The following is a 23648-nucleotide window of genomic DNA, read 5'->3' on the forward strand; positions in this document are numbered from 1 at the left end:
AAAGTGCCTAATCCTCTATTTAGCGCCGAACGCAAGGCGGCTGGCACATTTTGTCAGGTTGTGAAGACTTAACACATTGATCACACTTCGTAGTGAAACTCACATAAGATTTTTGAAACGCTGTTTTCATTTTCCTTTTGCACTCTTTTCAGCGTATAATAGGTGCCTGGTCGCTATTGAATGGTTTCAGCTCATTGAACTGTAAAATTCAACTATCACATCGCATACTCCCGTTTTGGGCTGGAACTCAAGCACACATTACTCTGCACGCTCTTTTGATGTCACCTATCCTTACGCTGTGGCATCGCAGCTTTCGCAACACAGGTTTGACTCCGCGGTGGTGCGCCCCCGGAGCACTATTCTCCTATCCTTCACAACTTAAAGACTAAGACTGTCATGAAAAAGACCAAAATTGTTTGCACCATCGGCCCGAAAACCGAATCCGAAGAGATGTTGACCAAGATGCTGGACGCCGGTATGAACGTTATGCGTCTCAACTTCTCTCACGGTGACTATGCAGAACACGGTCAGCGCATCCAGAACCTGCGCAACGTGATGAGCAAAACCGGCAAAAAAGCCGCGATTTTGCTGGATACCAAAGGGCCAGAAATCCGCACCATTAAGCTGGAAGGCGGTAACGACGTCTCTCTGAAAGCAGGCCAGACCTTCACCTTCACCACCGATAAATCCGTTGTCGGTAACAACGACATCGTTGCTGTGACCTATGAAGGTTTCACCGCTGACCTCGCAGTGGGTAACACCGTGCTGGTTGACGATGGCCTGATCGGTATGGAAGTGACCGCTATCGAAGGTAACAAGGTTGTTTGTAAAGTGCTGAACAACGGCGACCTCGGCGAAAATAAAGGCGTCAACCTGCCTGGCGTCTCTATCGCCCTGCCTGCCCTTGCTGAAAAAGACAAACAGGATCTGATCTTCGGTTGCGAGCAAGGCGTTGACTTCGTTGCAGCGTCCTTTATCCGTAAACGTTCCGACGTGGTTGAAATCCGTGAGCACCTGAAGGCGCACGGCGGCGAAAACATTCAGATCATCTCCAAGATTGAAAACCAGGAAGGCCTGAACAACTTCGACGAAATCCTCGAAGCCTCTGACGGCATCATGGTTGCCCGTGGCGACCTGGGCGTTGAGATCCCGGTTGAAGAAGTGATCTTCGCCCAGAAGATGATGATCGAAAAATGTATCCGCGCACGTAAAGTGGTCATCACCGCCACCCAGATGCTCGATTCTATGATTAAGAACCCGCGTCCGACTCGCGCTGAAGCGGGCGACGTCGCCAACGCCATCCTCGACGGTACCGATGCTGTGATGCTCTCCGGTGAGTCCGCTAAAGGTAAATACCCGCTGGAAGCGGTGACCATCATGGCGACCATCTGTGAGCGTACTGACCGTGTGATGACCAGCCGTCTGGACTTCAACAACGACAGCCGCAAGCTGCGCATCACCGAAGCCGTTTGCCGTGGTGCAGTAGAAACCGCTGAAAAACTGGAAGCACCGCTGATCGTTGTTGCAACCCAGGGTGGCAAATCTGCCCGTGCGGTACGTAAATACTTCCCGGATGCGACTATTCTGGCCCTGACCACCAACGAACTGACCGCCCGTCAGCTGGTACTGAGCAAAGGCGTTGTCGCGCAGCTGGTGAACGAGATTGCCTCTACGGATGATTTCTACCTGCAGGGTAAAGAGATCGCCCTGGCGAGCGGCCTGGCACAGAAAGGCGACGTGGTTGTCATGGTTTCCGGTGCGCTGGTTCCAAGCGGTACAACTAATACAGCGTCTGTGCATGTACTGTAATTATTAACAGCTCTATTAATTTGCACTAAAAGCGCCCTCCGGGCGCTTTTTTTATTCCCTCAGAAGCCCCTCTCATTAGGAATGCAAATCGGATTAGACTATTTAACGTCGTATTTCATAAGATATATCCGATGAAAATGGTCTGTTTTCACACAGCTTTTTTACCATTTTCACTAAATTCGATGCATCTTTGAGCGAACGATCAAATTTAGGTGTATTCCCAGCAAAAAAATATTCTCAACATAAAAAAGTTTGTGTAATACTTGTAACGCTACATGGAGATTAACTCAATCTAGAGGGTATTAATAATGAATCGTACTAAACTGGTACTGGGCGCGGTAATCCTGGGTTCTACTCTGCTGGCAGGTTGCTCCAGCAACGCTAAAATCGACCAGCTGTCTTCTGACGTTCAGACTCTGAACGCTAAAGTTGACCAGCTGAGCAACGACGTGAACGCAATCCGTTCTGACGTTCAGGCTGCTAAAGACGACGCAGCTCGCGCTAACCAGCGTCTGGACAACCAGGCTCACTCTTACCGTAAGTAAGAGTTCCTGTAATAAAATGGCGCACATTGTGCGCCATTTTTTTTGCCTGTCATTCAGTAGCTCTCTGACTACTGCGTCATCGTTACTCCCGCTCCTTCACTTCCTGCTCCGGCCACTGACGACGTCTGACTATTGTGGGCTGACAGCACTGCCGCCGGACCCGATGCGCCCTTTGCCACCGGCACGTTTACCGGATACCCTGCACGCCGCAGCATGGCTTTATCAATTGTCGATTGATCGCCTCCCGCCTGACGAATAGCGTCGCTAAAGGTCGCGGTCAGGGTGATGGGTACGGTTTGCGTGTTCTCCTCAGGCTGCTGCGAGAGCGGGCGATGTACCTCGATATACTGCTTGCCGTCAGGCTCAACGGAGTACTTCACGGGCTCATTGATAATACGCACCGGCATGCCGGTAGAGGCCTGGGAGAAGAGCGCCTGGATATCGGGCGCGGCCATACGAATACAGCCGGAGCTGACGCGTAGCCCAACGCTATCTGGCGCGCTGGTACCATGGATCAGATACTCACCCCTTCCCTCCGCCAAACGCAGCGCAAAGCGCCCTAGCGGGTTATTTGGCCCGGCAGGGACCACGGCAGGAAGCGTGATGCCTTTGGCAAGCGAGCGCGCCCGTATACCCGCAGGCGGCGTCCAGGTCGGGTTCGGTATCTTCTGGCTTATTCTGGTCAGCGTAACGGGTGTTTCAAGCCCCTGCTGGCCGATGCCAATAGGATAGACCTGGACGCTGTTTTCACCCGGCGGATAGAAATAGAGCCGCAGCTCGGCCAGATTGACCACGATTCCCTCCCGAGGCGTATCGGGCAGCAGCATCTGCGTAGGGATCGTCATCACCGTGCCAGGCTTCGGTACCGGCGCGATGGTATTATTAGCTTCAATAAGCAACATCGCAGGCGTGTCGAAGTGACGACCGATCGCCTGAAGGTTACGATCCTGAGGCTGCACGGTGTAGGTCTGGTTTTGACCAATAAGACGGCTACCCGGCGGCGGCAGTAAATAGTCTGCTGCCCGGGCGGCTTGAATAGCGCTAAATGCGCTGATAATGCTCACTGTTATTAGAGACGCGCGTTTCATACAGAGTTTCCCGTATTCACTGGCCCAGCGCCAGAAAGCTGAAAATTACGCGAGGAGAAAAGTCACCTCGCGTAACAGGATGAAAGCTATAAAAACAGTTTAGCTAATGTTGGCGGCTTTGTTACGAATTGCGCGGATCATCGCTTCCAGACCCTGGGAGCGCGAGGGGGTCAAATGCTGGGCAAGGGCCATTTTTTCAAACCACGGGCGGACATCAAAAGCGACAATATCCTGCGCCGTCATCTGCTGATAAAGAATAAAGACGACGGCAATCAGCCCTTTTACAATGGCCGCGTCGCTATCGCCCTGCAGCTCAATAATGCCGCTCTCGTTTTGCTGCATCACGATCCATACCTGGCTCTGACAACCCTGAATCGTGTTCTCAGCGCTGTGCGCCTGCTCGCTCAGAGCGGGCAGACGCTGACCCAGTTCGATAATATAAAGATACTTCTCTTCCCAGTTAGCGCAGCGCGTAAAGTTACGCAGCAGCCGCTCTTTATCGGGTAATTCAGCCATAACCGCTCCTTTGTTAGCCCAGCAGCTGATGAATACGTTTCAGCCCGGCTACCAGACGATCCACCTCTTCCTGCGTGTTGTAAATAGCCAGCGATGCACGACACATGGCTGGAACGTTATAAAACGCCATCAGCGGCATCGCACAGTGATGGCCGGTACGCACCGCCACGCCGTAATTATCGAGGAAGCTCCCGACGTCATAGGCGTGATGCTTACCTAAATTGAAGGCAATGACGCCCTGACGCTGCGCGGGACCATACAGCGTGATATCCGGCACCGTGGCCATCTCAGCCAGCGCATACGTCATTAAGGACTGCTCGTAAGCCTGGATATTATCGAGGCCCAGCATGCTGACGTACTCTATGGCCGCACCGAGCGCGATAATCCCGCCGGTATTCGGGGTTCCGGCCTCAAAGCGCCACGGCGCGCGGGCATAGGTCGTACCGTCGGTCAGGCTGACGGTAGCGATCATCGACCCGCCTCCTTCCCACGGCGGCATAGCCTGGAGAATATCCTCTTTGACATAGAGAATGCCGATGCCGGTAGGCCCGTAGAGCTTGTGCGCGGAAAAGGCATAGAAGTCGCAGTCCAGCGCCTGCACGTCAACGGTATGGTGGATCACCGCCTGCGCACCGTCCACCAGCACCTTAGCGCCATGCTGGTGGGCAAGCGCGGTCATCTCGGCGATGGGGTTTTCCGTGCCCAGCACGTTAGACACCTGGGTAATTGCCAGCAGGCGGGTGCGATCGTCAAGCAGCTCGCGCCAGACGTCCAGCTGTAGCGTCCCGTCGGGGTTGAGCGGGATCACTCGCAGCTCAGCGCCGGTACGCTCGCACAGCATCTGCCACGGCACGATATTGGCATGGTGCTCCATCATCGTAATGATGATGTTGTCCCCGGCGCGGATCTGACTGTTGCCCCAGCTGTGCGCTACGAGGTTAATCGCCTCGGTGGTACCGCGGACAAAGACGAGTTCCTCCGCTGACCGGGCATTAAGAAAACTGGCCGCCTGAGCGCGCACGTTCTCCATCCGCTGCGTTGCCTCGGCGCTCAGGGTATGGATCCCCCGATGCACCGCCGCATAGCCGTGCCGATAGAACTCGGCCTCGGCGTCGATAACCTGATTGGGTTTCTGCGCGCTGGCAGCGCTGTCCAGATACGCCAGCGGCACGCCGTTCACTTCACGCGACAGGACGGGGAAATCTGCCCGCACATCGCTCACGGAATAACTCATGCGTTGCCCCCTGCGAGGCGCTGACCAATTCGGCTCAACACCTGCTGCTTAAGCGCCTCGTCACTGATGGCTTCCGTCAGTTCAGCGGCAAAGGCATAGATAATCATCTGCTGGGCGGCCTGCCGATCGATGCCGCGCGAGCGCAGGTAAAACATCTGTTCATCATCAATACGGCCAACGGTCGCACCGTGGCTACATTTTACGTCGTCGGCATAGATCTCCAGCTGCGGCTTGGTATCGACTTCCGCCAGCCGGCCCAGCAGCAGATTGTTATTGGTCATCTGCCCGTCGGTTTTGATGGCGTGCTGAGCCACGTTGATCATGCCGTTAAATACCGCGCGGCCTTTGTCGCTAACGATGGTTTTGTGCAGCTGGCGGCTGTTACAAAAGCCTTTATTGTGCTCAAGCCAGGTACGGGTATCGCATACCTCGTTATTCACCGGCATCGCCAGGCTATTGATGCGCAGCGTGGTATTTTCACCGTTAAGCTGGGAGCTGGTATGGTGTCGCAGCACGGCCCCGCCGAGCAGGAAGCTATGGCTCCAGGCAGCGGCATCGGCGGCCATAAAGAGATCGTTATGGGCAAAGTGGTAGCTGCCCGCGTTCTCGAAGGCCAGCTTCACATGGTGCAGCTGCGCGTTAGCCCCGACGTTCATCGTCAGGCGTGAGCCAGTGAAGTGTCCGCTGTCGTTGAGGCTGACGTAGTGCTCATAGAGGGTTGCCTCAGCACTCTCTGCCAGCTCGATATGGTGCCGATAGTGAACGGTGTTCATCTCGTCCCCATCCAGCCCTTGGGTAATGTGCATCAAGAGCAACGGCTTAGCAGGCCGTTGATTACGCGCTACATGAATATGCGTCACGCTTGTCGAAAGGCTTTCGGTCAGATGCAGAAACACCTCTGACTGCACCGGCGCGGGCAATGCGCTGCGCTCGTCGTTAATGGACACGCTATATCCGCTGCCGTCGAGGCTGTCGCTCAGGTCGGCATCAAACTGCCCGTCGATAAATACCAGCCGCAGCGCATCTATCGGCAGGGCCAGGGCGTCACGCTGTTCAGCGCTAATGCGGCTGCTTTTAGCGACAAACTGGTGCTTCAGCAGCCCGTCGAGGGACGTATATTTCCAGTCTTCCTGTTTGCGCGTCGGCAGGCCTAAGCGCAGCATCTGCTGCAGGTGCTGCTGGGCCTGCTCGGAGCGGTTCCCGCCCTGGGCTTCAAACAGATGATGCCACTGCTGCAGCGCGTTACTGCTGTTCTGTAAGCCAGCCATAGCCCTGCTCCTCCAGCTGTTTGACCAGCGTAAAATCGCCTGATTTGACAATGCGGCCCTGATAAAGGACATGCACGTAATCGGGCTTGATGTAGTCAAGAATGCGCTGGTAGTGCGTAACGATGATAAAGGCGCGCTTGTCGTCGCGCAGGGAGTTCACACCGTCAGCGACAATCTTCAGGGCGTCAATGTCCAGGCCGGAGTCTGTTTCATCGAGGATGCACAGCTCAGGCTCAAGCACCGCCATCTGCAAAATATCATTGCGCTTCTTTTCACCGCCAGAGAAGCCGACGTTGACCGAACGCGTGAGCAGATCTTCCGGCATCTTCAGCAGCTTGATCTTCTCTTCCATCAGATCCTGGAAGTCGAAGCGGTCCAGCTCCTCCTGACCACGGTGCTTGCGCACGGCGTTAAGCGCGGTTTGCAGGAAGAACTGATTGCTGACGCCGGGGATCTCCACCGGGTACTGGAACGCCATAAAGACGCCCTCGCCTGCACGCTCCTCGGGATCCAGCTCCAGCAGATCTTGACCTTTGAACTCAACGCTGCCGCCGGTGACTTCATAGTCTTCCCGCCCGGCCAGGGTTGCTGACAGCGTACTTTTACCGGAACCGTTGGGTCCCATAATGGCGTGCACCTCGCCGGGGCGAACCTCCAGGCTCAGACCGCGCAGGATCTCTTTATCTTCAACGGATACCTGTAAATCTTTAATGCTTAACATAGGGATTCCCTTATTCCTTAACCGACGCTGTGTTCAAGGCTAATTGCCAGCAGTTTTTGTGCTTCTACGGCAAACTCCAGCGGCAGCTCGGAGAAGACATCTTTACAGAAGCCGTTAACAATCATAGATATTGCATCCTCTTCGCTAATGCCGCGTTGCAGGCAGTAGAAAAGCTGATCCTCACCAATGCGCGAGGTCGTCGCCTCGTGCTCAAGCTGGGCGCTGTTGTTGCGGCACTCAACATAGGGGAAGGTGTGCGCCCCGCAATCAGGTCCAATCAGCATCGAGTCACACTGGGTAAAGTTACGCGCGTTGGTCGCCGTCGGCATGATTTTCACCAGCCCGCGGTAGCTGTTCTGGCTTTGCCCCGCCGAGATCCCTTTCGAGATGATCGTCGACTTAGTGTTCTTACCGATGTGGATCATCTTGGTGCCGGTATCGGCCTGCTGGTGGCCGCTGGTGAGCGCCACGGAGTAGAACTCGCCGATAGAGTTATCGCCGCGCAGGATAACGCTTGGGTATTTCCAGGTGATCGCCGAGCCGGTCTCTGACTGCGTCCATGACATCTTGCTGTTTTCGCCTTCGCACAGCGCACGCTTGGTCACGAAGTTCAGAATGCCGCCGGTGTTGTTATCCCCCGGGAACCAGTTCTGTACGGTGGAGTATTTTACCTCCGCGTCTTTATGGATGATCACCTCGACTACCGCGGCATGAAGCTGATAGCTATCGCGCACCGGTGCCGAGCAGCCCTCAATATAGCTGACGTAGCTACCCTCATCCGCCACCAGAATGGTACGTTCGAACTGGCCCGTTTTCTCCGCGTTAATACGGAAATAGGTAGAGAGCTCCATTGGGCAGTGCACGCCTTTCGGCACATAGATAAAGGTGCCATCGGAGGCGACGGCCGCGTTCAGGGCGGCGAAGAAGTTATCGTTGCTCGGTACGACCGTACCAAGGTATTTCTTCACCAGCTCGGGGTGATCGTGGATAGCCTCCCCGAATGAGCAGAAGATAATTCCCTGCTCGGAAAGTTTCTCCCGATAGGTCGTCGCCACCGAGACGGAGTCAAAGATGGCGTCCACCGCCACCTCGCGCCCCTCTCGCACCGGCACACCCAGCTGATTAAACGCCGCTTCGACCTCATTGGTCAGGTAGGCGTTTGCGCCGGTCTGCTGCACCGCACCGGGCTCTGAGGCGCAGGTATCGTCGCAGTTGCCGCAGGAAGGCGCGGAGTAGTAACTGTAATCCTGGTAGTTGAGCTTGTCATAGTGAGCCTTGAGCCAGTGTGGCTCCTCCATGGTCAGCCATGCCCGAAATGCGCTCAGGCGGAACTCAAGCATCCATTCAGGTTCATTTCGTTTGGCCGAGATAGCCCGCACCACATCTTCATTGATGCCGTGGGCCATCTCGTCAGTCTGTAACCGGGTAAAGAAGCCCTCTTTATAGTTAAGGGGGCCTGACCAGGTTTGGACATCGTCCATTGCTTCAGTTTTATGAGACTCAACATTACGAGACATAGTACCGCCTATACCCCAAAGCTTTCACCACAGCCACACTCGTGCTGAGCTTTCGGATTATAAAATTTAAATATCTGGTTTAATCCTTCGCGCACATAGTCGACGGTCGTTCCATCGATGAACGGCATGGCCTGTAGAGGAACATACAGATGCGCGCCGTCACGCTCAAAGAGCAGATCGTCTTCCGCAGGCTCGGTCACGGTATCCAGTACATAGCCAAAGCCTGCACAGCCCGTCTGTTTGATACCGAGACGAACGCCGCGTAGCTCCGGCTGCTTGCTGGTCAGGGCGCGAATGTGCTCCGCCGCCGCAGGGGTCAGGATTAAACCCTGCCAGCCCGGGTTGTTTGGATCAAAAGTCCCTGAATGCAATTCCATAGGTATACCTCACATGATTACGTCAGCAGGACATAACGCTATGTTAGTGATAATGATTATCACTTCAACCTCTAATCCGCAGGGTTATTCGCGTTAAGCGCTCTTTTTGTATACGTCTATTAAGCATAGACCCTGCTGCCAGGGTTAACAGGAAAGGATGTTATATCTTAATTTATTGATATCGCTTCATTTAATTTAGCAGTAACCTCTATAGGGTTGTATAAATGAAACATGTATAGGCAATACCTATTTTTGTGATTAACATCCGAAAGAGTTTAAAAACACAACAAGAGATAGGAATAATCGATCGAAATAATTAAATAGATCGCTAAAACCGATTAATGTAGCGATATACTACCTTTTACAGCATTTAGTCGCATTACAGGGATCGATTTAGGATAAAGCACGAGCAAATTGGTTAATTATGCTAACGAGTCGGGTGGTAGGCAGCGGTTTCTTCGTGAAAATTGCGCCGCTTTAAAGGATCCTTTTCTATTAAGCAGCACAGCGCAGTATGGCCTGTAATCGATTACGGATCATGCTACTTTAACAGTTCGAATCAACGGGCCGGAGGGGTTATCCCCAACATCAAATTTAAGTGCCCCGTCTGCAATGGCGCTAAGTTCCTCTTCACGACTTTTTGCCCCGACAAAAGCTGCTCCCATGGAGCCGTCTGTTCCGTTTGCGGAATCAGACTGACTGCTAAAAATACCCTTCCGAAAAGGCGGCGCTGGAATAAAGTTGCTTGATGCAGGCCTCATCAGAGGCCTGTTAAACATGGACGTTTAGTTAAGCATTAAAGATAGAGCGAGGCTTCGCCCATCGGGCGGGTTTTGAAGCGGCGGTGGATCCACAGATACTGCTCCGGGGCGCGCATAATTTCCCGCTCAATCACCCGGTTCATATAGCTGGCGGCTTCAAACTCATTCTCTACCGGATAGTCGGTTAACGCCTTGCCGATATGCAGCTGATAGCCGGAGCCATCCGGTTTACGAATCATCGTGACCGTCAGCATCGCCGAGCCGGAAAGGCGTGACAGCACGTAGGTGCCGTTGGTCGTTGCAGCGTTAACAGAGAAGAACGGTGCAAAAGTGCTGCCTTTGCGGCCGTAGTCCTGGTCCGGTGCAAACCACACCGCTTCACCTTTCCGCAGTGCGCTGACCAGCCCCTTCAGGTTACGACGGTCAATCATCGATTTATTCGATCGCATCCGTCCCCGAGTCTGCACCCACTCCATCACCGGACTGTTGTGCTGACGATAGGTGGCCATCATCGGCTGACACAGCCCCATCACGCGACCGCCCAGCTCCAGCGACATAAAGTGCACGCCGACGACCATCACGCCGTGGTGTTTTTTCTGGGCTTCAACCAGGTTCTGATAGCCTTCTACGTCGAACCAGCGGCGTACGCGCTTGTCCGACCAGAACCAGGCCATACCGGTTTCGATCAGGCCCATGCCTAATGACATAAAGTTTCTGTTGATAAGCGTTTCGCGCAGGGCGGGCGTCATCTCAGGGAAACAGAGCTCAAGGTTGCGCTGGGCAATGCTTTCTCGCCGCTTTAAAAACGGACGCGCAATTCGGCCAAGGCCGGTACCGAAGCGGTGAAGCAGAGGATAAGGCAGTTGAACCAGAAGCCACAGAATGGCAAGACCAAACCAGGTCATCCAGTGACGGGGATGAAGAAAAGCGAGTTTAAATGAAGCGATCATATCGTTGTTACCTTGTAAGCTTATAATAAGTAGCGCTTAAGGAAACAACGAATCCCTTCATTAGGTCATTCAGCGATACATCTCCTGATTGGACAACGTCTTTATCAGGAGATTCAATATCGTCTAGTGTATCACGATTTTAAATAATCACCTTGCGGACTTAACAACATTGATCTACCCATTTTCTTAAACCACGGCGGTGGTCAGCCGCGATGAGCAGCACAGCCGATTCTTCTCGTCGAAGATCTCAATCTGCCAGACCTGGTGCCGCCCGCCGGTATGCAGCGCGGCGCAAACGCCGCGTACTCGGCCGCTGCGTACGGCGCGAATATGGTTAGCGTTGATCTCAATCCCTACCACCCTATGCTCGCCCTCGGTGCAGAGATAACCTGCCACCGAACCGAGGGTTTCCGCCAGCACCACCGACGCGCCGCCGTGCAGCAGGCCAAACGGCTGATGCGTGCGGGCGTCGACGGGCATTGAGGCCTCAAGCACATCGTCACCGATGCGCTCGAAACGGATATCCAGCAGTCCTACCATATTGCCCTCGCCCATCGCGTTTAGCGCGTCGAGGGTAGCCGTACGTTTCCAGATCATCCCATTATCTCCAGCAGGGCCTGTAGCGGATGGCGCACGCCGCTACCCTCGATGCGTTTCACCTGGCTGCGGCAGGAGTAGCCCGTCGCCAGGCAGCGATTGCGCGGCAGACGCTGCATGGCCTGATGCCAGGAGAGCTCGTAGATGCCCAGCGAGTTAGCGTGATTCTTCATCTCGTGGCCATAGGTTCCGGCCATCCCACAGCAGCCAACGCTGACGTTTTCAAGCTTAGCGCCAAAGCGAGCAAAAATAGTTGCCCACTGTGCAGGCGCCCCCGGCAGCGCGGTGACCTCAGTACAGTGGCCAAACAGATACCATGCCTCGCCGCCAGGCGCTTGAGCCTCATGAGAGGCCAGCGCACCGGGCAGCCACTCGTGCACCAGCTGAACGTTGAACTCCCCGCGCTTGTCCCCTAGCGTCTGCTTGTACTCATCGCGATAGCAGAGCACCAGCGCTGGATCGACGCCCACCATCGGCATACCTAGTTGCGCCACGCGCGTCAGGAAGTCAGAGGTTTTCTGCGCGGTTTTGGCAAAGCGCGTCAGGAAGCCTTTAATATGCTGCGCCTTACCGTTCGGTGAAAACGGCAACACCACCGGCTGGTAGCCCAGCTTCTCAACGAGACGGACAAAATCGCTCACTACCTGCGCGTCGTAGTAGCTGGTAAAGGGATCCTGCACCACCAGCACCGTTTTCGCGCGCTCTTCCTCGCTAAGCTGCTCCAGCTCGTCGAGGGTCATGTTTGCCGAACGGTGCCCCACCATCTGCTGTTGCAGAGAAGGCACCGACAGCAGAGGCAGATCCACCATCCCAATATGGGTAGCCGACAGAGAACGCACCCACGGCTGGCTCATAAAGAAGTTAAAGGTTTTCGGCGCTCGGGCCATCAGCGGCGCATAGCTCTCGACGCTGGCGATAACGTGGTCGCTGAGCGGACGCAGATAGCGAGTGTGATAAAGCTGCAGGAAGCGCGAGCGAAACTCCGGCACGTCAATTTTAATCGGGCACTGGGTAGAGCAGGCTTTGCACGCCAGACAGCCGGACATCGCCTCTTTCACCTCGTGCGAGAAGTCATACTCGCCGTGACGGGCATGCCAGCTGTTGCGGGTCCGTTCGATCAGCCCTCGCAGACTGGCGCGTTTTCCCGGCAGCTCCTTCTCTAACTTGATGGGATCGATACCGCGATCCGCCAGCAGCCGCAGCCATTCGCGTACCAGCGTGGCCCGGCCTTTAGGAGAGTGGATCCGGTTGCTGGTGATTTTCATCGACGGGCACATCGGGCTTTTGGCGTCAAAGTTAAAGCACAGCCCGTTGCCGTTGCACTCCATCGCGCCACGCCATGAGGCGCGCACGCTAATAGGGATCTGCCGGTCAAAGGTGCCGCGCTTTACGGCATCGACCTGCATCATCGGCGCATCAAGGCCCGCCGGCGGGCAGATTTTACCCGGATTGAGTCGGTTCTGCGGATCGAACGCGGCTTTCACCTTGCGCAGTTCGCCATAGAGCTGCTCGCCAAAGAATGCCGGACTGTACTCCGCCCGGAAGCCCTTGCCGTGCTCACCCCAGAGCAGGCCGCCATACTTCGCCGTCAGGGCCACCACCTCGTCGGAGATCCTTTTCATCAGCATCTCCTGCTGCGGGTCGCACATATCCAGCGCCGGACGCACGTGCAGCACTCCCGCATCCACGTGGCCAAACATGCCGTAGTTGAGTCCGTGACTGTCGAGCAGGGCACGAAACTCAACGATGTAGTCCGCCAGGTGCTCCGGTGGCACGCAGGTATCTTCTGCAAAGGGTATCGGCTTCGCCGCGCCTTTGGCATTCCCCAGCAGGCCGACCGCTTTTTTACGCATCGCGTAGATACGTTCAATTCCCGCCAGATCGCTGCATACCTGCCAGCCAATCACTCCGCCCTCCTGAACAGCGATCAGCTCATCCAGACGCTGGCAAAGCGCATTGACCCGAGCGTCAATCAGCTCGCCATCATCGCCAGCAAACTCAACGATGTTCAGCCCCAGCATGGTTTTATCCGGCACATCGGTAATTAAATCGTGCACGGAGTGCCAGACAATATCCTCCCGCGCCAGGTTAAGCACCGTAGAGTCAACGGTCTCAACCGACAGCGCTTGAGCCTCAACCATAAACGGCGCGTTACGTAGCGCCGAGTTAAAGGAGTCATACTTGACGTTGACTAGCCGACGCACCTTCGGCAGCGGCGTGATATCCAGCCGCGCCTCGGTAATGAAAGCCAGCGTGCCCTCCGATCCGGTTAGAATGCGGGTGAGATCGAAGGTCGTCATCTCATCATTGAAGACGTGGCGCAGATCGTAGCCGGTCAGGAAGCGGTTGAGCTTGGGAAACTTATCGATAACAAGCTGACGATTATCGAAGCAGCTGTCATAAACCGTTTTGTAGATCCGCCCCTGTGCCGTTTGCGCCTGCCCAAGCGTACGCGCCAGCTCCAGCGATACCGGCTGCGTATCCAGCAGATCGCCGCCCAGCAGCACGGCTCGCACGCCGAGCACGTGGTCAGAGGTTTTACCGTAGACCAGCGATCCCTGCCCGGAGGCGTCGGTATTGATCATGCCGCCCAGCGTGGCGCGGTTGCTGGTGGAAAGCTCCGGGGCAAAGAAGAAGCCGTACGGTTTTAAAAACTGGTTCAGCTGATCCTTGATCACGCCCGCTTCTACCCGCACCCACCCCTCTTCAGGGTTGATCTCAAGGATGCGGTTCATATAGCGAGAGAGATCGACAATAATGCCGTGGTTGAGCGCCTGGCCGTTGGTGCCCGTACCGCCGCCGCGCGGCGTGAAGACCAGCGACTGGAAGCGGGCCTCACCCGCAAGGCGGGTGATCAGCGAGACATCGGCGGTAGAACGGGGGAACACCACCGCATCGGGGAGAAGCTGGTAAATGCTGTTATCGGTGGCCATGGTTAGCCGGTCGGCGTAATCCGTGGCGGTATCACCTGTAAAACCCTGTTGCTCCAGTGCCTGCAAAAAATTGAGCACCAGCTGAACGACGCCGGGTGCTTGAGAAATCTGTGGGATCATTACCGTTGACCCTGCCTGACTGTTAATGTTGTAAGTGTATCGTTTGCGTTGTGGTTTATCGTTGTATCACATTTTTTTACGCTACGCCCATGTGAATTACGGGCAAAATAGCGCAGGCAAAATGCGCTGAAATTCACAGCCGTATTCTTGTATTAATCAAATGCTGCGCCGACGGTTCGGCGAATAAAAAAAGGTGGATAGATCTTATGATCACTAGTCGTCAGTCCGGGGATGTGGCTCAGATCCTGCTCTCGGTGCTGTTTTTAGCCGTGATGATTGTTGCGTGTTTATGGATAGTGCAACCCTTCATCCTTAGCTTTGCATGGGCGGGTACTATCGTCATTGCCACGTGGCCGCTGTTTTTACGCTTCCAGCGCGTGCTGGCGGGCCGTCGTTCCCTGGCGGTGCTGTGCATGACGCTAATCTTAATCCTGGTATTTGTTATTCCTATTGCCCTGCTGGTTAACAGCCTTGTTGACGGCAGCGGCCCGGTGATCCGTGCGATTAGCTCCGGCGACCTGACGCCGCCGGATTTAGCCTGGCTTAAGAGCATTCCGCTGATAGGCAGTAACCTCTATCTCGGCTGGCATAATCTGCTGGATATGGGGGGTAGCGCGATTATGGCCAAGGTGCGGCCCTATTTAGGTGCCACCACGACCTGGTTTGTCGGCCAGGCGGCGCACATTGGACGCTTTATGATGCACTGTGCGCTGATGCTCCTGTTCAGCGCCCTACTGTTCTGGCGCGGTGAGCGGGTCGCTCAGGGTATCCGCCATTTCGCTACGCGTCTGGCGGGCAGGCGGGGTGATACCGCTGTGCTGCTGGCAGCCCAGGCCATTCGCGCCGTGGCACTCGGCGTGGTCGTTACCGCGCTGGTGCAGGCGGTGCTGGGCGGCATTGGGCTGGCAATCAGCGGCGTACCCTATCCGACGCTATTTACGGTGGTGATGATCCTCTCCTGTCTGGTACAGATTGGTCCCCTGCCGGTGCTGATTCCGGCCATTATCTGGCTTTACTGGAGCGGAGATACCACCTGGGGCACGGTGCTGCTGGTCTGGAGCTGCGTAGTCGGTACGCTGGATAACGTCATCCGTCCGGTGCTCATTCGCATGGGGGCCGATCTGCCGTTGATTCTTATCCTCTCGGGCGTCATTGGCGGGCTCATCGCCTTTGGCATGATTGGCCTGTTTATCGGTCCGGTACTGCTCGCCGTCTCATGGCGTCTTTTTGATGCCTGGGTTCAAGAAGTCCCTGCGCCTGGCAACATTGACGATAATCTGCTGGAAAAGGTGAACACGCGCGAAGTGCATAATAAATAATCAATAAAGCGGGGAAACCCGCTTTACTATTAAGCCCTGCTTATCAATTATTAATATTTCCTTTCTGGTCAGACCGCGCAACCCGTTATATACGCTATATCTCTCATTTTCCCTGTCGCAAAATCGTTACTTATTATTAACTATTGAGACGAATCTGATCGACTCAAAATTAGGGGATGCCTACTATTAAGGCACGGTTATAAATCAAGGCTTTGATTTATAAGCATGGAAATCCCCTGAGTGAAACAACGAATTGCTGTGTGTAGTCTTTGCCCATCTCCCACGATGGGCTTTTTTTTAAGCTAAATTCCCGTGCCGAAAGCTGTACTGAAAATAAGCATAAAAAAAGCCAGACCGAAGCCTGGCTTTATGCGTAATTAACCATCGATATTATCTGCGACGCTCATTCGCCGTTACCTGACGCGGCTGGGTACGACGTCCTACCATACCCATCGCACCTGCCAGTACCGCTTCAATCAGCAGCATAAAGAAGGTGAACCAGCTCGCTTTAGCCGTAGCGGCTGCCGCTTTCTCACCTGCTTCACGGGCTTTCTGCTCCGCCTGCGCTTTCAGCTCGTCAAATTTCGCCCGCGCTTCCTGATAGCTTTTTTCCGTCTGGGCAACAATCTGTTCCGCTTCGGCATCAGATTTACCGGTACGCGCCTGAATAATATTTTTCAGCGCTTCACGGTCGGCTGCCTGGAAGGTGCTCTGATTTCTGTCGATTAAGCCTTTAATAAAACCAGCGACATCGGTATCAGCCGTCTGCGGCGTGTTAGCCGTTGCTGCCGCTTGGTTCTGGGCATTATTCGCTTCATTCTGCGCCTGATTTTGCAGCGCCTCTGGCTGCAGTTCCGGTTTCCCGGTCTGTCGTAGCATTGTTTCAAGCTCATCCTGTAAGCTGTCGAGATTAATATTGTTCTCTGCGAGCTTCTCTTTCGCCATATCCTTAACCGACGGGGCAACTGCCGTGACGCCACTGCCTACCGCCTGTAAACCCGCCCCTAATATATTCATGGCGCCGGTGACCGCGCTATTGGCCAGCATAACGACGAACCAGGCGCTAATAATAGTGTTGACGCCAAACATCAGCAGACCATGCAAGGCTCCTTCTCGCTGTGCCAGCCTGCCGCTGGCATAGGCCCCTGCGGCAATGGCGATCAGCATGCTCAAGCCAGTCCAGATGGCCGCGCCCATGCCGATACCCCCCAGCGGATCTTGCTCTTCCAGAGGATCGATAGTGCTGGCACCAATCGCGGTGCCGAGAATAGAAAGGATCAGGTAGAGCACCATTGAAATAATGACGCCGGCAAACACTGCACTCCATGAAATACGTTTTAGGGGAACGCCTCTACCCGGCGTATATATGTCATCGTAATCGTTTCGGACATGTACATGTTGATCGGCCATCTTTTCTTCTCCCTTATAACCTTACGGCTTATGTCGCAATTTTCGACGGTTAAAAAAAATAGAGCTGGAATGGCTTCAGCTTTAGCCTCTGTAAGGGTAGTTCGGGATGGATAAATAAACCAAGGTGTCGTCACATCAGCAGAAATTCTTTCGACCAAATACAAATCTGTAACGAATAAAAAAGCCTCCCCGGTGGGGAGGCTTTAAGAAAGCGATAACGTTTTACTTGATTTCAGCGAGGCTCAGCCAGGTCTGAACCACGGTATCCGGGTTCAACGACAGGCTGTCGATCCCCTCTTCCATCAGCCAGGCGGCAAAGTCCTCGTGGTCGGAGGGGCCCTGACCACAGATACCTACGTACTTGCCCTCTTTTTTCGCCGCGCGGATCGCCATCGACAGCAGCGCTTTTACCGCCTCGTTGCGCTCGTCAAACAGTTCTGAGACCACGCCGGAGTCGCGATCGAGGCCCAGAGTCAGCTGCGTCATATCGTTCGAGCCGATGGAGAAGCCGTCAAAGTGCTCCAGGAACTGCTCCGCCAGCAGGGCGTTGGACGGGATCTCGCACATCATGATCACCTTCAGCCCGTTTTCACCGCGCTTCAGGCCCTGACGCGCCAGCTCGTCTACTACCGCTTTTGCCTGGTCAACGGTGCGCACGAAGGGGATCATAATTTCGACGTTAGTCAGGCCCATATCGTTACGCACGTGTTTCACCGCCTCGCACTCCAGCGCAAAGCAGTCGCGGAAGCTGTCAGAGACATAGCGGCCCGCGCCACGGAAGCCGAGCATCGGGTTCTCCTCTTCCGGCTCGTAGCGCTCCCCGCCCACCAGGTTGGCATATTCGTTGGATTTAAAATCAGAGAGGCGCACGATGACACGCTTCGGCCAGAACGCCGCGCCAAGGGTGGCAATCCCTTCGCTCAGGCGACCGACATAGAACGCCTTCGGCGAGTCGTAGCCCTTCATCATCTCGCGGATCTCTTTTTGCAGCTCTGGCGTCTGATCGTCAAACTCCAGCAGCGCCCGCGGATGGACGCCGATCATGCGGTTGATGATGAACTCCAGACGCGCCAGGCCTACGCCTTCGTTTGGCAGGCAGGCGAAGTCAAAGGCGCGATCCGGGTTGCCGACGTTCATCATGATCTTCAGCGGCAGATCAGGCATGGTGTCAACGCTGGAGCTTTTTATACTGAAGTCGAGCATCTCGGCATAGACATAGCCGGTATCGCCTTCAGCACAGGAGACGGTAACCTTTTCGCCGTCGCGAATGCGGTCGGTGGCGTCACCACAGCCCACGACGGCCGGAATGCCAAGCTCGCGGGCGATGATCGCCGCATGGCAGGTACGTCCGCCGCGGTTGGTGACAATGGCCGCCGCTTTTTTCATGATCGGTTCCCAGTCCGGGTCGGTCATGTCCGTTACCAGCACGTCGCCGGGCTGAATGCGGTTCATTTCGCTAATGTCGTGGATGACCTTCACCGGTCCTGCGCCAATGCGGTGGCCGATAGCCCGGCCTTCAACAACCACTTTACCCTGGTCATGAAGCGTATAGCGCTCCATAACCTGACCACGGGAACGCACGGTTTCCGGGCGGGCCTGCACAATATACAGTTTGCCGGTATGGCCATCTTTGGCCCACTCGATATCCATCGGGCGACCATAGTGTTGCTCAATCAGCACCGCCTGCTTCGCCAGCGCCTGAACTTCATCATCGGTCAACGAGAACACGTCACGATCGGCCTCAGGCACGTCTTCAATGCGCACCTGCTTGCCGTGCTCCTGGCTTGGCGCATAGACCATACGGATCTTTTTCGATCCCATGGTACGACGCACGATGGCCGGGCGATCGTTTGCCAGCGTCGGCTTGTGCACGTAAAACTCGTCCGGGTTAACGGCTCCCTGCACCACCATTTCGCCAAGGCCCCAGGCAGAGGTGATAAACACCACCTGATCGAAGCCGGATTCGGTATCGATAGAGAACATGACGCCGGAGGAGGCTAAATCAGAGCGCACCATGCGCTGTACGCCAGCGGAGAGCGCCACGCCACGGTGGTCATAGCCCTGATGCACGCGATAAGAGATAGCGCGATCGTTAAACAGCGAGGCAAAAACGTGTTTCACCGCCACCAGCACCGCATCGTAGCCCTGAACGTTGAGGAAGGTTTCCTGCTGGCCGGCAAAGGAGGCATCCGGCATATCTTCTGCCGTGGCGGAGGAGCGCACGGCAAACGACGCTTCGGCATCGCCTTCCGAGAGCTGGTTATAGGCGTCATGGATCGCCTGTTCCAGCTCTGGCGTGAAAGGGGTATCAATAATCCACTGACGGATCTGCGTTCCGGCCTTCGCCAGTTCGCCAACGTCATCAATGTCCGTGTGATCCAGCAGCTCATAGATACGCTGGTTGACGCCGCTTTGGTCAAGAAACTGATTAAAAGCCTCCGCCGTGGTGGCGAATCCGTTAGGGACCGATACCCCCGTTTCAGACAGATTGGTGATCATCTCACCCAGGGAAGCATTTTTGCCTCCCACGCGGTCAACATCATTCATCCCGAGTTGGTTATACCAGAGCACCAGCGGTGACGAGCCATTGTTGGACATCGGACAATCCTTTTTTGATATATGATTGAGTTAATAACTCCTGACGTACCTATTTATCCTGGCATACCTGGCTCGCTTAAAAAAACGGTGAATCGTTCAAGCAAATTTATTTTTCTATTTTTCGGACAGTTTCACGCAATTTTGTAACCTCATGATTTGTTTGCACTCTTATTGAAAGCCGTTCTACATACGAAAAAGAAAAGTGAAATGCACATTTCAGTAAAAATAAAAACACCATTTCATTTTTTATAGATGCGAGTGGCGCAGTAGTATGGTACATAAATTAATTCAGGCTCTAACACCATCATGCTATGGGGGGATAAAAATGGAAAATTCAGTGGATCGCCAGGTGTTTTATATTTCTGACGGCACGGCCATTACGGCAGAGGTTCTCGGGCATGCGGTTATGTCGCAGTTTCCCGTCGCCGTTCACAGCATCACGCTGCCGTTCGTGGAAAACGTCCAGCGTGCCAATGCCGTCAAGGAGCAGATTGACGCCATTTTCCAGCAGACAGGTGTGCGCCCGCTGGTCTTTTACTCTATTGTGACCCCGGAGATCCGCAGCATCATTACCCAGAGTCAGGGCTTCTGCCAGGATATCGTTCAGGCGCTGGTGGCCCCGCTCCAGCAGGAGCTTAAGCTCGATCCTACTCCGATCACCCACCGCACCCACGGACTCAATCCGGGAAACCTGACGCGGTACGATGCCCGAATCGCGGCCATTGATTACACCCTCGCTCATGATGATGGCATCTCAATGCGTAACCTGGAGCAGGCGCAGGTCATCTTGCTGGGGGTGTCCCGCTGCGGTAAAACGCCTACCAGCCTCTATCTGGCGATGCAGTTTGGCATTCGCGCCGCTAACTATCCCTTTATTGCCGATGATATGGATAACCTGGTGCTCCCCGCTGCCTTAAAGCCGTTGCAGCATAAGCTATTTGGCCTGACGATTAACGCCGAACGTCTGGCGGCGATCCGTGAGGAGCGCGTAGAGAACAGCCGCTACGCCTCCATGCGTCAGTGTCGGCTGGAGCTAGCCGAGGTAGAGGCCCTGTATCGTAAAAACAATATTCCCTACCTGAATAGCACCAACTATTCGGTTGAGGAGATTGCCACCAAGATCCTCGATATCATGAAGCTGAATCGCAGCATGTACTAATCAGCTAGTACAGCGCGTCATTTTCCGCTATCATTGCCCGCAGAATTGTGATGTGCATCACCCTCATACTTGAAAACATCAAGGATTGGTTTATCGTGATGCCCATTACTTCCGGCACTTTTGCCGTTGAAGCCGCCTATTTCTGAGATAAGTCATGAACAAAACTGATGAACTCCGCACTGCGCGCATTGATAGCCTGGTGACGCCAGCCGAACTGGCCGAGCGGTATCCTGTCTCGCGACAGATTGCGGAACATGTTAACGCTTCGCGTCGGCGAATTGAGAAAATTTTAAATGGTGAAGATCGCCGTCTGCTGGTGATCGTCGGCCCCTGCTCCATCCACGATCTTGATGCCGCGCTTGAGTATGCTCGCCGGTTACAGGCGCTGCGCGAAAAGCATCAGGATACGCTGGAGATTGTCATGCGTACCTATTTTGAGAAACCGCGCACCGTCGTGGGCTGGAAGGGTCTGATCTCCGATCCGGATCTCAACGGCAGCTACCGGGTTAATCACGGCATGGAGCTGGCGCGGAAGCTGCTGCTGCAAGTGAATGAGCTGGGCGTTCCCACCGCCACCGAGTTTCTCGATATGGTGACCGGACAGTTTATTGCCGATCTTATCAGCTGGGGGGCCATCGGGGCGCGCACCACGGAGAGCCAGATCCACCGTGAGATGGCGTCGGCGCTCTCCTGCCCGGTAGGCTTCAAAAACGGTACGGATGGCAACACCCGCATCGCGGTTGACGCTATTCGTGCATCGCGGGCGAGCCATATGTTCCTGTCGCCGGATAAAAATGGCCAGATGACAATCTACCAGACCAGCGGCAATCCCTACGGACATATTATTATGCGCGGCGGGAAAACGCCTAACTACCACGCCGAGGCGATTGCCGAAGCCTGCGATACGCTGAGCGAGTTCTCTCTGCCCGAGCATCTGGTGGTGGATTTCAGCCACGGCAACTGCCAGAAGCAGCATCGCCGCCAGCTAGAGGTGTGTGACGACGTTTGCCAGCAGATCCGTAACGGCTCGACGGCCATTGCCGGGATCATGGCAGAAAGTTTCCTGCAGGAAGGAACGCAGAAGATTGTTGCCGGCCAGCCGCTGACCTATGGGCAATCTATTACCGACCCGTGCCTCCACTGGGAAGATACGACCGTGCTGGTGGAGAAGCTCTCCGCCGCGGTGGCCTCGCGCTTCTGACATTCTGCCCGCCACCGCGGCGGCGGGCACGCTCTTTTAGCTTGAACAGCTCACTTCCAGATGTTTGCCCCAGTCCGGCGGACGGCTGACATAGTCATCGCTACGATCGCTAAAGGGATCGCGTAGTGCCTGGTGCAACCGCTCTAGCTCCTGGGTATCGCCCTTCTCGGCATCGCTGATAGCGCGCTGGGCCAGCCAGTTACGCAGTACCAGCGCCGGGTTAACGCTTTTCATCTGCCGCTGGCGCTCGGCATCGTCAATCTGTTCGCCCTGCAACCGTATACGGTAGGTGCTAAACCAGGCATCAAATCCCCCGCGATCGATAAACTCGTCACGCAGCGGCGAGCTGGCGCTGTGCTGCTCGGTGGTACTCAGCATGCGGAACGTGCGGGTATAGTCGCTGCCCTCCCGCGCCATCAAAGCAAGAAGCGTGTTTAGCAGCTCGTTATCGCCGCGCTGCTCGGTGAACAGCCCTAGCTTGCTGCGCAAGAGCTTCCCGTACTGCTCCAGCAGCACCTGCTGATACTCATCCAGCACGCTGTTCAGCGTATCAACATCAATAAAGGGCGATAGCGTCTGGGCAAGGCGCTGGAGATTCCACAGGCCGACCGCAGGCTGATTATCAAAACGGTAGCGCCCTTGATAGTCGGAGTGGTTACAGATAAAACCGGGCTGATAGTCATCCAGGAAGCCGAACGGGCCATAGTCGATGGTCAGGCCAAGAATCGACATGTTGTCGGTATTCATGACGCCATGAGCAAAACCGACCGCCTGCCACTGTGCGATCAGCGTCGCGGTACGCGCTACCACATCCCGCAGCCAGAGCACATATTTGTCGCTCTCATCAGCAAGATGCGGCCAGTGGTGACGAATGGCGAAATCTGCCAGCTGGCGAACCTTCTCCGGCTCGCGGCGGTAGTAGAAATGCTCGAAATGACCGAAACGCAGATGGCTTTCGGCAATGCGCATCAGCATGGCACCCTGCTCGGTGGTTTCCCGCGCCACGGGCGTATCGCTGGTCGCTATCGCCAGCGCCCGGGTGGTGGGGATCCCCAAGTAGTGCATCGCCTCCGACGCCAGGCTTTCACGAATGGTCGAGCGCAGCACGGCGCGTCCATCACCCATGCGGGAGTAAGGCGTCTGTCCGGCCCCCTTAAGGTGCCAGTCGACGGTTTTGCCATCGGCCAACAGTTGCTCCCCAAGCAAAATGCCGCGGCCGTCGCCCAGCTGTCCCGCCCAGACGCCAAACTGATGGCCGCTGTAGACCTGAGCCAGCGGGGACATACCCGGCAGCAGCGTTTCACCGCCCCAGACGCCCGCCCCTTCCGCAGGGGTAAAGAGCGCATCGGGTACGCCCAGATCCTGGGCCAGCGCCGCGTTATGCCATAGCACGCGCGCGTTGCGCAGCGGCGTAGGGGAAAGCGAGGTGTAAAATCCCGGCAGCTCATCGCGCCAGTGTGTGGTAAACGTAAGGGTCATGGATCCTCCTTTTACTGTAGTGTAGAAGGTATCAGGAGGAATAAAC

Annotated in this window: 19 protein-coding genes and 1 other RNA gene; 7 read left to right on the forward strand and 13 right to left on the reverse strand. The window is 55.3% G+C overall.

What is annotated here, in order from left to right:
- The first annotated feature begins 194 nt into the window (after positions 1-194).
- The 3 genes from ynhH (at position 195) to EV102420_RS18085 (ending at position 2354) form a co-directional block, all read left to right on the forward strand.
- Positions 195-389, forward strand: coding sequence for a protein YnhH (gene ynhH / locus EV102420_RS22990; protein ID WP_419721321.1), 195 nt, complete (start codon positions 195-197; stop codon positions 387-389).
- A gap of 7 nt (positions 390-396) precedes the next feature.
- A complete protein-coding gene (gene pykF, locus EV102420_RS18080; RefSeq protein WP_042394757.1) occupies positions 397-1809 on the forward strand; it encodes a pyruvate kinase PykF in 1413 nt (470 codons plus the stop codon).
- 308 nt (positions 1810-2117) lie between these two features.
- On the forward strand, positions 2118-2354 hold the full coding sequence (locus EV102420_RS18085; protein ID WP_007374746.1) for a major outer membrane lipoprotein: 237 nt from the start codon (positions 2118-2120) through the stop codon (positions 2352-2354).
- 68 nt (positions 2355-2422) lie between these two features.
- On the opposite strand, the gene ldtE is transcribed toward EV102420_RS18085, so the two are convergent.
- The 10 genes from ldtE to ydiJ form a co-directional block, all read right to left on the reverse strand.
- A complete protein-coding gene (gene ldtE, locus EV102420_RS18090; protein ID WP_042394761.1) occupies positions 2423-3442 on the reverse strand; it encodes a L,D-transpeptidase LdtE in 1020 nt (339 codons plus the stop codon).
- A gap of 99 nt (positions 3443-3541) precedes the next feature.
- Positions 3542-3958 carry a cysteine desulfuration protein SufE gene (sufE, locus tag EV102420_RS18095; protein WP_042394762.1) on the reverse strand — a complete coding sequence of 139 codons (417 nt, stop codon included), beginning with the start codon at positions 3956-3958 and terminating at the stop codon, positions 3542-3544.
- A 13-nt stretch (positions 3959-3971) separates the two neighbouring features.
- Positions 3972-5192 carry a cysteine desulfurase SufS gene (gene sufS, locus EV102420_RS18100; RefSeq protein WP_042394764.1) on the reverse strand — a complete coding sequence of 407 codons (1221 nt, stop codon included), beginning with the start codon at positions 5190-5192 and terminating at the stop codon, positions 3972-3974.
- A complete protein-coding gene (gene sufD / locus EV102420_RS18105) occupies positions 5189-6460 on the reverse strand; it encodes a Fe-S cluster assembly protein SufD (RefSeq protein WP_042394766.1) in 1272 nt (423 codons plus the stop codon). Before sufD ends, sufS begins: the two co-directional genes overlap by 4 nt.
- Entirely contained in the window at positions 6435-7181 is a 747-nt protein-coding gene (gene sufC / locus EV102420_RS18110; protein ID WP_042394768.1) for a Fe-S cluster assembly ATPase SufC, read from the reverse strand. The genes sufD and sufC overlap by 26 nt, the downstream gene beginning before the upstream one ends.
- Before the next feature lie 17 nt (positions 7182-7198).
- Complete coding sequence (gene sufB, locus EV102420_RS18115) at positions 7199-8698, reverse strand: Fe-S cluster assembly protein SufB (protein ID WP_042394769.1); 1500 nt, start codon at positions 8696-8698, stop codon at positions 7199-7201.
- 8 nt (positions 8699-8706) lie between these two features.
- Complete coding sequence (gene sufA, locus EV102420_RS18120; RefSeq protein WP_042394773.1) at positions 8707-9075, reverse strand: Fe-S cluster assembly scaffold SufA; 369 nt, start codon at positions 9073-9075, stop codon at positions 8707-8709.
- Between the two features lie 796 nt (positions 9076-9871).
- Positions 9872-10786, reverse strand: a complete 915-nt coding sequence (gene lpxP / locus EV102420_RS18125) for a kdo(2)-lipid IV(A) palmitoleoyltransferase (RefSeq protein ID WP_042394776.1) — start codon at positions 10784-10786, stop codon at positions 9872-9874.
- 186 nt (positions 10787-10972) lie between these two features.
- Positions 10973-11383 carry a 1,4-dihydroxy-2-naphthoyl-CoA hydrolase gene (menI, locus tag EV102420_RS18130; protein WP_042394777.1) on the reverse strand — a complete coding sequence of 137 codons (411 nt, stop codon included), beginning with the start codon at positions 11381-11383 and terminating at the stop codon, positions 10973-10975.
- On the reverse strand, positions 11380-14436 hold the full coding sequence (gene ydiJ, locus EV102420_RS18135) for a D-2-hydroxyglutarate dehydrogenase YdiJ (RefSeq protein ID WP_042394780.1): 3057 nt from the start codon (positions 14434-14436) through the stop codon (positions 11380-11382). The genes menI and ydiJ overlap by 4 nt, the downstream gene beginning before the upstream one ends.
- 206 nt (positions 14437-14642) lie before the next feature.
- Here ydiJ and ydiK point away from each other — a divergent pair, with 206 nt between their 5' ends.
- Both ydiK and rprA read left to right on the forward strand, forming a co-directional pair.
- Positions 14643-15755, forward strand: coding sequence for an AI-2E family transporter YdiK (ydiK, locus tag EV102420_RS18140; protein ID WP_042394783.1), 1113 nt, complete (start codon positions 14643-14645; stop codon positions 15753-15755).
- Between the two features lie 193 nt (positions 15756-15948).
- Positions 15949-16056: antisense sRNA RprA (gene rprA, locus EV102420_RS21645), an RNA gene on the forward strand.
- An 89-nt stretch (positions 16057-16145) separates the two neighbouring features.
- Here rprA and EV102420_RS18145 read toward each other — a convergent pair.
- Both EV102420_RS18145 and ppsA read right to left on the reverse strand, forming a co-directional pair.
- Positions 16146-17165, reverse strand: a complete 1020-nt coding sequence (locus EV102420_RS18145; protein WP_042394786.1) for an MFS transporter — start codon at positions 17163-17165, stop codon at positions 16146-16148.
- Between the two features lie 222 nt (positions 17166-17387).
- Entirely contained in the window at positions 17388-19763 is a 2376-nt protein-coding gene (ppsA, locus tag EV102420_RS18150; RefSeq protein ID WP_042394788.1) for a phosphoenolpyruvate synthase, read from the reverse strand.
- A gap of 325 nt (positions 19764-20088) precedes the next feature.
- Between ppsA and ppsR the strand changes: the two genes are divergently transcribed.
- Both ppsR and aroH read left to right on the forward strand, forming a co-directional pair.
- Positions 20089-20922 carry a posphoenolpyruvate synthetase regulatory kinase/phosphorylase PpsR gene (ppsR, locus tag EV102420_RS18155; protein WP_042394791.1) on the forward strand — a complete coding sequence of 278 codons (834 nt, stop codon included), beginning with the start codon at positions 20089-20091 and terminating at the stop codon, positions 20920-20922.
- Between the two features lie 154 nt (positions 20923-21076).
- Complete coding sequence (aroH, locus tag EV102420_RS18160; RefSeq protein ID WP_042394793.1) at positions 21077-22123, forward strand: 3-deoxy-7-phosphoheptulonate synthase AroH; 1047 nt, start codon at positions 21077-21079, stop codon at positions 22121-22123.
- Between the two features lie 36 nt (positions 22124-22159).
- On the opposite strand, the gene selO is transcribed toward aroH, so the two are convergent.
- Positions 22160-23602 carry a protein adenylyltransferase SelO gene (selO, locus tag EV102420_RS18165; protein ID WP_042394796.1) on the reverse strand — a complete coding sequence of 481 codons (1443 nt, stop codon included), beginning with the start codon at positions 23600-23602 and terminating at the stop codon, positions 22160-22162.
- Positions 23603-23648: the final 46 nt, after the last annotated feature.

Origin of the sequence: Pseudescherichia vulneris NBRC 102420 (assembly GCF_000759795.1) — a bacterium.
Classification (GTDB): domain Bacteria; phylum Pseudomonadota; class Gammaproteobacteria; order Enterobacterales; family Enterobacteriaceae; genus Pseudescherichia; species Pseudescherichia vulneris.